The 12,019-nt window shown below is 38.7% G+C and carries 3 protein-coding genes; all 3 read right to left on the bottom strand.

The window, feature by feature from the left end:
* Window positions 1-1,143: 1,143 nt before the first annotated feature.
* Entirely contained in the window at window positions 1,144-6,189 is a 5,046-nt protein-coding gene (locus ACFIKX_RS01225) for an autotransporter outer membrane beta-barrel domain-containing protein (protein ID WP_375661188.1), read from the bottom strand.
* A 629-nt stretch (window positions 6,190-6,818) separates the two neighbouring features.
* Window positions 6,819-10,568, bottom strand: coding sequence for an autotransporter outer membrane beta-barrel domain-containing protein (locus ACFIKX_RS01220; protein WP_375628381.1), 3,750 nt, complete (start codon window positions 10,566-10,568; stop codon window positions 6,819-6,821).
* A gap of 649 nt (window positions 10,569-11,217) precedes the next feature.
* The coding region (locus ACFIKX_RS01215; protein WP_375628379.1) for an autotransporter domain-containing protein at window positions 11,218-12,019 on the bottom strand (802 nt) is incomplete at its 5' end.

Raw genomic sequence — 12,019 nt, 5'->3', positions numbered from 1 at the left:
GGTATGCTTTGATGCTTACTTCATTCCCCTGATGGCGCAAGTACCCAGACAGTTTCTATATCATTATGTTTTTATTGTAAATAACAAAACGAATTATATCGATGATGTTCTCTATGATTTGAAGTTTTGCTTCAGAAAAACTTTTTTTCATGATCATAAAAAGTTGAGAAAAGTGGATTTCATAAAACCTAGCTTGGTTAAGCTTATGCTAAAAGCACTATGAAGTATGATATTTAAAAATTGTCTATTAAAGATAATCGTTATAAAAAGCTCTATAGCGTTGAGATGTATTATTTGATGCACTCACCAAAACGATCAGCAAATTTTTTCTGCTATAAGAAGAAGAGATGAGGGGGCTATTCACAGGCTTTCTTTAAAGAGGCTAAGGGTACCAAAGTCCATTTTTCTAAGGAAGCACAGCCCATTTCGCGATGGTGTTCATGAATGCTATAACGCTAAAGCCATAGAGTTCCATCATCTTTACGCTTACGAAGGAGCAAGCCCATCGCACTTTGCTAGCTCCCAATGTTTGTGACAAGCCCTTGGTTCTTGAGACAGTTCATGAGAGGACTTCTCAGGCTTTTCTTATATAACTTTTCTCCACACGCCAGCCCTGCTTGTAACGTGCAAGAAAATTTTTAATTGTTTCAACATAAAACAAGTTTGAAATGAGAGAATCCTACGATATTAGGGACTCTCATTCAACATGGAAAACAAAGAATTATCTTTATAAATCAATATACTGTATGGAATTAGAGGGATAAGCATTGTCAAAATGGTTTGCCTAAAAACGGTACATGGACATATAAATGAATCCTTACAGGGTGGTGTTAAGCTAATGGATTGAAGAAACAGGAGGATAAACATAGAAAAGGTATGAAGAGAGAGTTTCTTTTATCATTATCTTTTCCAATGTAGTCTTCTTTTTATTATCTAAAAATACACTTTGCTTAGCTTTATAGACAAATTCGATAATGAATATGCCGCGTGACTCGTGTAAATAGGAGGGAAGGAGATCATTGAGGAGAAAAGAAAAAAGTTTCAGGGGATAAGAATAGTAGCTTACATAGATTAAAAAGGCAGTATGTATACTGCCTTTTTTGTTAAATTGAATAGAATGAATAGGCTATTTACAGACTTTCCTTAAAACTGATAGCGTATGCCACCTGAAAAGCTTGCACCACTTATACCAGTTTTCTGAAGCTTTTGTCGATAGCTTACATCACCGTAAAGAGAGAAATTGTGAGACAGTTGTGCATTGATGCCAACGCCGCCCTCAATTGCTGTTCCTATGGGATCAAGGTCAAAATCTCTGCCAATCTGGATGGTACCATCATCACCAAAGGTTTTGATCAAGTTTGCTTTTCCATAGAAGGAAATGGCAGGACCATTTTCAGTGGTCATAATGGTTTTGGTTAAACGTCCACCAACACGGATCAACCATTGAGAAGGATTTTTCATATCAATTTTTAAATTATCAGCATCTTCAATGGTATCAAACATCAAATGTTGATAAGCAAGTTGTATTTGGGGCTCGAAGATTAAACCTTCCATTCCGGTAGAAAATTGTTTGCCAACGGTGGTGGAAATACTCAACATTTTTACATTGTTCAATTTCGCGGTTTTACCAATGATAGCATTGGTGATATCGCTCTTTATTATTCCATAGGATAAAAGTGTATCCATATAGAAACCACTGTCATGCTGTACGCTACTATAGGCAGTGAGAGACCATTTATCTAAAGTGCTTTTACTTGCATCCTGCATCTCTTTTGGAGTGAAAGACAGCCGCCCATAGGTGCCTAAAAGACCAAGATGTGTAGTAGTGCTGTGCCCTTCTAACGTAGTCAATGCAACCCCACCTTGTATAGCGGCGTAGCGAATATCAGCACCATAACCATATTTAAGGGGACCGCGTTTCGAGGATAAGGTTCCTGTACCCCCATAGGTAGAGAGGAAAAAACTGTTTTTTAGATTTTTCTGCTCTCCCAAGACTGTTGTTCTCATATTGGCTAAAAGTGCATTTTGCTTGGCCATATCGGCCAATCCAGTATAAAAGAGGGCATTTGGCATAACCAAATAGCTTGCCATTTGTGGTACAACTGCTCTTACTTTTGAATCGGTGTCAAAAAATTCAGGCTGCAAACGGAAATCCCAGAAATCTTTATCCTTTTCATCGAATAAGTTTTGGTTAGCATTGGCTTTGCCATAGCTTGAGACTGGTCCATAGGCAGTTAGCGTATATTTATAAGGAGTTCCTCCTATGGTGGTATAGCCATTTTTCAATTTAAAGGAGTCTTCTTTTGCTTCTCCAGAAACTTGAATAAGTGAAAGTCCACCTATATTTGAAGGAGTAGAAGCATTCTCTACGCTCTCTTTATCCCCTGAAACACTTTTGACATAAACTGTTGTGGTGCCTGCTACATCACCGTGAATGAGAAGCCTATCGGTTTTTTGTGCATCTATTGCAACACCATCACTCCATATAGCGTTGAAATGAATTTCTGCCTCACCAAAGGCATTATAGACTGCTAGAGTGGTTGGTATTCCAGATCCTACATGCAATGTATGATAATGATCTTCTACCGGTCCATTAAAAACAATAGAACTATCATTAAGATTGAGCACAGAAATATCAGAACGTGACCTTTGAGCAATAGCAAGCAGTTTTCCGTCATCATCGGTTTCTTTTGTACTGGTTTTCAATATCCATGTTGTCTTGTTTGTCAAATCAAAGCGTACGGTTCTGTTTTCTGCAATTTTTGCTCTTCCCTTTAATACCGAGTGATTAGCATTTAATGTAAAAGCAAAATTACTTTCTTTAGTTGAAGCTTTTGCTGCTAATAAAATATCGGCACTGATTTCTGAATTTTTGAGATTGGCTATACCGATTGATTGGTCTGCGTTAATTCCAATACTATTTTCAGTGCGAATCTTTGTATTTGTCAAGTTGATTTCTAAGGCGTTATCGTCCTCGGATTTATCAAATATTATGCCACTGTTTTCTGCTGTTGCAGAAACATTTGTTACATCAATATATCCGCTATTTTTTACAACAAATGCTGATCCTTTTGCTGCTACGGTCCCTCCATTCATTTTAATTGTGCCACCGTTTTCTGCATAAAGTCCGATGAAAGTATTGCTAATCGCTGTATTTCCATGCAATTCAATTAAGCTGTAAGGATTACTGGCAGCTGCACCGTATCCGTTGCCATCCATTGTTGTTAGAGCAACGTCTGTGACCTTAATATGTCCACCATTCATTGCGAACAATGCCATGGTTGTCGCAGTTACTGTTCCCCCAGTCATTATGATTGTGCCACTATTTTCTGCATCAAGTCCGGTTACAGCATTATCAATAGTTGTCTTCCCATACAATTCAATCAAGCTATTAGGATCGGTGGTAGCTGCACCGTATCCGTTACCATACATCGTTGTTAGAGCAACATCTGTGACCTTAATATGCCCACCGTTTTTTGCAAACACTGCCATGTTTGCAGCGGTTACAGTTCCTCCCGTCATTGTGATTGCACCACTATTTTCTGCATTAAGCCCGATGAAAGCATTATTAATTGTTGTCTTTCCATGTAATTCGATCAAGCTATCAGGATCGGTGGTAGCTGCGCCATAGTTACCATTTATTGTTGTTAGAGCAACATCTGTGACTTTAATATGCCCACCGCTTTTTGCAAGCAATGCCATGTTTGCAGCGGTTACAGTTCCTCCCGTCATTGTGATTGCACCACTGTTTTCTGCATTGAGCCCGATGAAAGCATTATTAATTGTTGTCTTTCCATGTAATTCAATCAAGCTATCAGGATCGGTGGTAGCTGCGCCATATCCGTTACCATACATCGTTGTTAGAGCAACATCTGTGAGCTTAATATGTCCCCCGCTTTTTGCAAGCAATGCCATGTTTGTTGCGGTTACAGTTCCATCTGCCATTGTGATAGTACCACTATTTTCTGTATAAAGTCCGATGAAAGCATTATTAATCGTTGTCTTTCCATGCAATTCAATCAAGCTTTCAGGATCGGAGGTAGCTGCTCCGTATCCGTTGCCATACATCGTTGTTAGAGCAACATCTGTGAGCTTAATATGTCCTCCGCTTTTTGCAAGCAATGCCATGTTTGTTGCGGTTACAGTTCCACCCGCCATTGTGATAGTACCACTATTTTCTGTATTAAGCCCGATGAAAGCATTATCAATTATTGTCTTTCCATATAATTCAATCAAGCTGTCAGGATCAGTGGTAGCTGCTCCGTATCCGTTGCCATACATTGTTGTTAGAGCAACATCTGTGACCTTAATATGTCCACCGTTTGCTGCAAACAGTGCCATGTTTGTTGCGGTTACAGTTCCATCCGCCATTGTGATAGTACCACTATTTTCTGTATAAAGTCCGATGAAAGCATTATTAATTGTTGTCTTTCCATGCAATTCAATCAAGCTGTTAGGATCGCTGGTAGCTGCACCGTATCCGTTGCCATCCATTGTTGTTAGAGCAACATCTGTGACCTTAATATGTCCACCGCTTTTTGTAAGTACTGCCGCGCTTTTCCCAGTTACAGTTCCACCCGCCATTGAGATAGTGCCACTATTTTCTGTATAAAGTCCGATGAGAGCATTATTAATTGTTGTCTTCCCATCCAATTCAATTAAGCTTTCAGGATCGGTGGAAGCTGCCCCGTATCCGTTTCCGTCCATCGTTGTTAGAGCAACATCTGTGACCTTAATATATCCACCTTTTTGTGCAAATAATGCTCTATTTCCCGCAGTCACTGTCCCTCCCATCATTATGATTGTAGAGAATAAACCGTCTGCATAGAGTCCATCACCATCAGATGATGTAACTTGAACGCTGCCTTCTTTACTATTGGCTAAAGTAATGAAGCTGCCGTTCATTACGTATAGCCCTGTGTGTTCTCCATCAAATGCTCCTCCTAATATCGTTACTTGTGAACCATCTTCTGCCGATATGCTGGTGTCTGCTTGCGTAATGGTTACATTTTCTAAAGTGAGATGACTTCCGGCAAAGGCCGTTATTCCTGTGTATAAAAACTCTTCTTTTTCATTTTCTAATTCACTTTCCCATCCAGGGTCTAATTCATTGTCCGATGTTTTCACACTTTCTAGCTTGTCTTGATCACTTATGCTGGTATTTGCATAAGTAATGGTTACATTTTCTAATTTGTTTTTATCGCTTTTACTCTCATTGAAGAACGCACCAGTTTCAAAAGCCGTAATGGTTCCTCCAGTCATTGTGATTGTGCTACCGTTTGTTGCATAAAGCCCAATTACAGCGTCATTAATTACCGTATTTCCGTGTAGTTCAATTGTGCTGTCAACATCATTAGCTATTGCACCGATTCCGGTGCCATCTTTTTTTAAAGTAACATCTGTGACGTCAATATGTCCGCCATTTTCTGCAAGTAATGCTGTATTTTCTCCAGTGACTGATCCTCCTATCATTGTGATTGTGGATTGTGCACCATTTGCATAGAGTCCGTCACCATGAGATGATGTAACTTGAACACTGCCTTTTTTATTATCGGCTAATTCACTATAGGTTAAAGTAATAGCGCTGCCTTCCGTAGCAGATATTCCTTTGAGTTCTCCATCAAATTCTCCTCCTAAAATCGTTACTTCAGAATGATCATTTGCAAATATACTGGTGTTTGCTTGCGTAACTGTTACGTTTTCTAAAGTAACTTTGCTTTTGTTGTCGGCATTTATTCCCTTGTCCATGAAGTGGCCATCTTTACCGCTTAATATTGTTACACCTTCCAGCTTATTTTTATCATTCATACTGTTTTCGAAGAAAGCGCCAATTTCAGAAATCGTAATAATGCCTCCAGTCATTTTGATTGTAGCACCATCTTTTGCATTAAGACCAAGACGAATGTCAAAATCAGTTCCTTTAATGGCTGTGTCTTGCAGTAATGTAATCGCACTGCCAAGACCGTCAGCTGTTACAGCATAAATATCCGTGTCTTTATTCCCAACCACAGTTAAATGTGTGCCGGTGATTTTCCCGTTGTCTTTCGCATTAATAATCTCATACGTTGTGTTAGATACTTCTTTTTTCTCGCCGGAAACTTCAAGAGTTTCAGCATATACATTGAGATGGGTGTTGAATAGCATGACAGCTATGACAGCTGTGCAGCATAAAAGGGATTTTTTACACATCAAGATTTTCCTAACTTATAAGAGCCACACACTCTTCCCCCGCTTATAAGAAGGATATCAAATGGATGGATATTTTAGAGATGGAACGTGAATAGGATATTTTTATTTTTGTGTAAAGTATAAATTAACTTATACATTTAGCATATAATGTATTATATTTAAATTCATTTAGTATTAAATGAATACATTATGTTAATATTATGTAAGTATTATAAGTTTTTCTATTCAAGATATGTGTTATGTTTGCATAAAACTTGTTGCTTATGCTTAAAGAAAAGAAATAGGCAAGAAAATTTCAAAAAACTGTATACTTGAGCCTGATAGGGATCTCTTCCAACATCATGAAACCAAAGATGATACCATAGCTTTCATGTTTTTCTTTAACACGGTTACGATAAAATAGCGCTCATTGATTTTTCAATCGACTTTTAGTTTTTTTCAAGGGATATTTTTACTAGTTAAAAGCGCGATATTTTATTGTCTTGAGTTTTTTAACTAATTTTCTTAAAGAAAAATGTTGGCGGTGTGTATTGGTAGAAAAGAATAGGGGAGAGATAAAAAGGCAGCATACTGTGCTGCCCTTTTTGTTAAATTGAATAGAATGAATAGGCTATTTTTACAGCCTTGATTTAAAACTGGTAGCGCATGCCACCTGAAAAGCTTGCACCACTTATACCAGTTTTCTGAAGCTTTTGTTGATAACTTACATCACCATGAAGGGAGAAATTGTGAGACAGTTGCGCATTGATGCCAACGCCGCCTTCAATTGCAGGTCCCATAGGATCAAGGTCAAAATCTCTGCCAATCTGGATGGTACCATTATCACCAAAGGTTTTGATCAAGTTTACTTTTCCATAGAAAGACATTGGACGGTTGCTTTCAGTGGAAATGGTTTTTGTCAAACGTCCACCAACACGGATCAACCATTGAGAAGGATTTTTCATATCAACGGTAAAATTATCAGCATCTTCAATGGTATTAAACATCAAATGTTGATAGGCAATTTGTGCTTGTGGCTCAAATGTTAAACCTTCCATTCCGGTTGCAAACTCTTTGCCAACAGTGGTGGAGATACTAAACATTTTGGCATTTTGCAATTTTGCGGTTTTACCAATGATAGCATTGGTGATATCTCCTTTTAGAATTCCATAGGATAACAGTGTATCCATATAGAAACCATTGTCATGCTGCACGCTGCCATAAGCTGTTAGTGACCATTTATCCAATGTGTTCTTACTGGCATCCGCTATGTCCTTTGGAGTGAAAGACAGCCGCCCATAGGTGCCTACAAGACCGAAATGTGTTGTGGTATTTTGTCCTTCTAATGCCGCGAATGTGACACCGGCTTGTAGAGCAGCATAGCGGATATCAGCACCATAACCATATTTGAGAGGTCCGCGTTCAGAAGATAAGGTTCCTGTGTTTCCGTAAGTATAGAGGAAGAAACCGGTTTGTTTTTCTTCTTCTTTTCTTAAGACAGATGTTCTGATATTGGCTAAAAGTGCATTTTGTTTAGCCATATCCGTTAATCCACTATAGAAGAGAGCATTTGGCATGACCAAATAGCTTGCTGTTTGTGGTACAGGGGCAACGGTAGGGATATTTGTTTCAGGATCAGGATTTGAACCAGAATTGGAGTCAAGCAGTTCGGGTTGCAAACGGAAATCCCAGAAGTTTTCATTCTTTTCATCAAAGAGGCTTTGTGCAACATCGGCTGTACCGTGGCTTGACTCTGGTCCATAGGCCGTTAGCGTATATTTATAAGGCAAACGATTTCTTGTGGTATAGCCATTTACTAGTTTGAAAGAGTTTTCTTCTGCTTTTCCAGAAACTTGAATGAGTGAAAGACCCCGGACATTGGCAGCAGCAGAGGTATTTGCTTCGATATTGTTCTCTTCTAAGCGCCCCGTGACATAAACTGATGTGTTGCCTGAGACGTTCCCATTGATCAAAAGCCTATCGGTTTTTTGGTCATTTATTGCAGCACCATCACTCCAAGCCGTGTTGAAGTAAATCTTTGCATCACCCGTTGCATTGTAGACTTCTTGCGTGTCTGGTTTACCAGAACCTATATGCAATGTTTGGTAATGATCTTCGGTTGGTCCATTAAAGATAATGGAGCTGTTATCGAGATTAAGCGTGGAAATATCAGAACGAGATCTTTGAGCGATATCAAGGAGATTGCCATCATCATCTTTTTCATTTTTGCTGGTTTTCAACGTCCATTTTGTATTGTTTTTCAGATCAAAGTGCACATTTCTGTCTTTAGCAATATTTGCTCTGCCCTCTAAAATAGACTGATCTGCGCTTAATGTGAAGGTGCCGTTGGAGATCGTTTTAACCTCTTTACCATCCCACAAATCTTTATCTTTCCATGATGTTTTGTCCCAAAAAATACCATCTCCTAATAATACGTCAGCATGGATTTCTGATTTTTTAAGATTGACTGTGCCGATTGATGGAGCAGCAGCATCTTCGATGCTTTTTTCAACAACAGTTCTAACGAAAATTCCTGTACCATTTTCAGCATGAAGCTCTGCATTAGTCAGATTGATCTCATTACTATGATATTTTTGCGGATCATGCGAGCTATTCGGATTATTATCAAAGAAAGTTGCGAATTGTAAACTGGCAACTTCTGCTGTGGCAGAAACATCTGTCAGATCAATATGTCCGCCATTTATTACAACCAGTGCAGCCATTTTTGCTTCTATTGTATTTTTCTTCCCCTTCTGAGGAGTATCGGATTGGGTATCTAGGCCTTTAGAATTAGTATCAATAGCACGATTGCTCGTTTTAATTGTGCTACCTTCAATGACAAAAAGACCAACATCAACATTTTGAATGGTTGTTTTGCCATTGAATTCAACTATACTATCGGCATCCCAAATGTTTACACCAACGGTTGCTGCTTCGGACTCACCACCGGTTATTGTTAAATCTCCGCTAATGATTTGACTTCCACCGTCTGCATAAAAACCTTCATCGACATTTTGAATGGTTGTTTTGCCGGTTAACTGAATTTCACTACCAGAATCCTCTGTCCGTACACCAGTGCTTATTTTGCCGAGATTTTCATTAATTGCTTTACCACCGACTACTGTTAAATTTTCGCTGGTAATTTTGCCACCATTTATTGCTCTAAGACCCTTCAAAATATTATTAATCGTTGCCGTTCCATGCAATTCAATTCTGCTATCAGGACCAAGTGCAAGTGCACCGGTTCCCGCGTCATTCGTTGTTAAAGCTATATCCGTGACATCAATCTGTCCACCATTTCGTGCCTCAAGCCCATGTGTGAATTTTTCAATGGTTGTTTTTCCATTTAGTTCGATCTTGCTGTTAGGCAGGTCAACTCCTACACCAGTGCTTTCTTCTTTTGCTCCAGAACCGATGAGTGTTAAATTTTCGCTGGTGATTTTACCACCATCAAATGCTCCAAGACCGTTCAAAGCATTGTTAATCTTTGTATTGCCTTTTAATTCAACTATGCTATCAGAACCAAGTGCAAGTGCACCGTTTCCGAAGTTATCGGTTGTTAGAGTAACATCCGTAATTTCAATACGTCCACCATTTTTTGTAAGTAATGCGTTTTCATGTCCATTCAAATTTCCTCCTATGACAGTCCCTCCTTTCATTGTGACCTTGGATTCTATACCATCTGCATGGAGTGCATTACCCTTAGATGATGCGACTGTAACATTGTTGTTTAAAGTAATGATGCTGCCGTTTCCAGCATATACCCCATCAGTTTCCCCATCGAGTGATCCTCCAGAGATTGTTATTGTCGAGTGATCATCTGCAAATATGCCTTTTAGTGCTTGAGTAACGGTTACATTGTTCAAGGTTACTGTGCTGTTTTTAGCACTTATTCCTAAGGATAGTGAACTGTTATCGTTTTCACTCGATATTACCACGTCTTCCAGCTTGTTTTTTTTACTCTTACTGTCAGAAAAGGAAGCACCAGTGCTAGATAAAATGCCAGATGAGGAGGCCTCCATTCCAGAATATGTAATTGTTCCCTTAGTCATTTGAAGTGTAGCACCGTCTTTGGCTTCAAGGCCTAAGAAAATACCAGAACCAGTGCCTTTAATGGTTGTGCCATCCAGTAACTCAATCGCACTGTCAGCACCTTCTGCTGTTACAGCATAGACGGTTTTGTTTGTGCCTTGGCTTATATCTTTATTCATAACAATGGTTAAATGTTTTCCAATGATTTTGCCACCGCCTTTTGCGTGAATAGTTTCGTAGGTTTTATCGGATACTTCTTGTTGTTTTCCCTCAGAAACTACGAGGGTTTCAGCATGTGCACTGAACTGGATATTGAACAGGATAATAGCGGCTGCAGCTGTGCATGATAAAAGGGATGTTTTATACACTAGTATTCTCCTTATGATAGCCCCCAAATATTCATTTCCCCGCGAACTTCATAAGAAGAAGTGAAAATGGATAGTTGTTATTAATTTCAGTAATTGTTTTTATTTGGTAAGACATTTTTGGTTTTTTGTCAAAATTAAAAAATAATTGATATTAATTATGTCTAATACAAAATGTATTTATAATTGATTTTATTTAAAGAATTATAATTTTGAATATTATTATTCAGAGAAATATTGTGAGATACTGATATAGTGGTACCATGACATCTTTTACGTGATGGTAGGGATTATTATATGACCCAAATTGGGGTTATGAGGGAACAAAAAAGGATGTAGAAGAAACTTGTAAAAAAGCTAACTTACTTGGGCTTAAAGTGGGGTTTCATCTTTCAACACAGTGGTATTATTTATTTCTAATAGACTTCTCTTTTTTTCAAAGTAGGAAGTACTCTTCATCCACTGGGGATGGAAGTGCTCTGTTGCTTTTGTTGTGTCTTGTCTTGGAGATTTTCGTAAAGAACTAAGTATAAAGAGGGAAGGGTGCTTTAAAAGGAAAAAGGATGACTTTAATGTACAAAAAGGGCAGCATATTGTGCTGCACTTTTTGTTAAATTAAATAGAATGAATAGGCTATTTTTACAGCCTTGATTTAAAACTGATAGCGTATGCCACCTGAAAAGCTTGCACCACTTATACCAGTTTTCTGAAGCTTTTGTTGATAACTTACATCACCATGAAGGGAGAAATTGTGAGACAGTTGCGCATTGATGCCAACGCCGCCTTCAATTGCAGGTCCCATAGGATCAAGGTCAAAGTTTCTGCCAATCTGGATGGTACCATTATCACCAAAGGTTTTGATCAAGTTTACTTTTCCATAGAAAGACATTGGACGGTTGTTTTCAGTGGAAATGGTTTTTGTCAAACGTCCACCAACACGGATCAACCATTGAGAAGGATTTTTCATATCAACGGTAAAATTATCAGCATCTTCAATGGTATTAAACATCAAATGTTGATAAGCAAGTTGTGCTTGAGGCTCGAAGGTTAAGCCTTCCATTCCGGTTGCAAACTCTTTGCCAACGGTGGTGGAGATACTCAACATTTTGGCATTTTTCAATTTTGCGGTTTTGCCAATGATAGCATTGCCGATATCTCCTTTTAGAATTCCATAGGATAAAAGCGTATCCATATAGAAACCATTGTCATGCTGCACGCTGCCATAAGCTGTTAGTGACCATTTATCCAATGTGCTCTTACTTACATCATCCATATCCTTTGGAGTGAAAGATAGTCGCCCATAGGTGCCTACAAGACCGAAATGTGTTGTGGTATTTTGTCCTTCTAATGCCGCGAATGCAACACCGGCTTGTAGAGCAGCATAGCGGATATCAGCACCATAACCATATTTGAGAGGCCCACGCTTGGAAGATAAGGTTCCTGTGTTTCCGTAA

The organism is Bartonella sp. CM86QHHN (assembly GCF_042194695.1).
Lineage (GTDB): Bacteria > Pseudomonadota > Alphaproteobacteria > Rhizobiales > Rhizobiaceae > Bartonella.
This window is presented reverse-complemented; position numbering and strand designations above follow the sequence as displayed.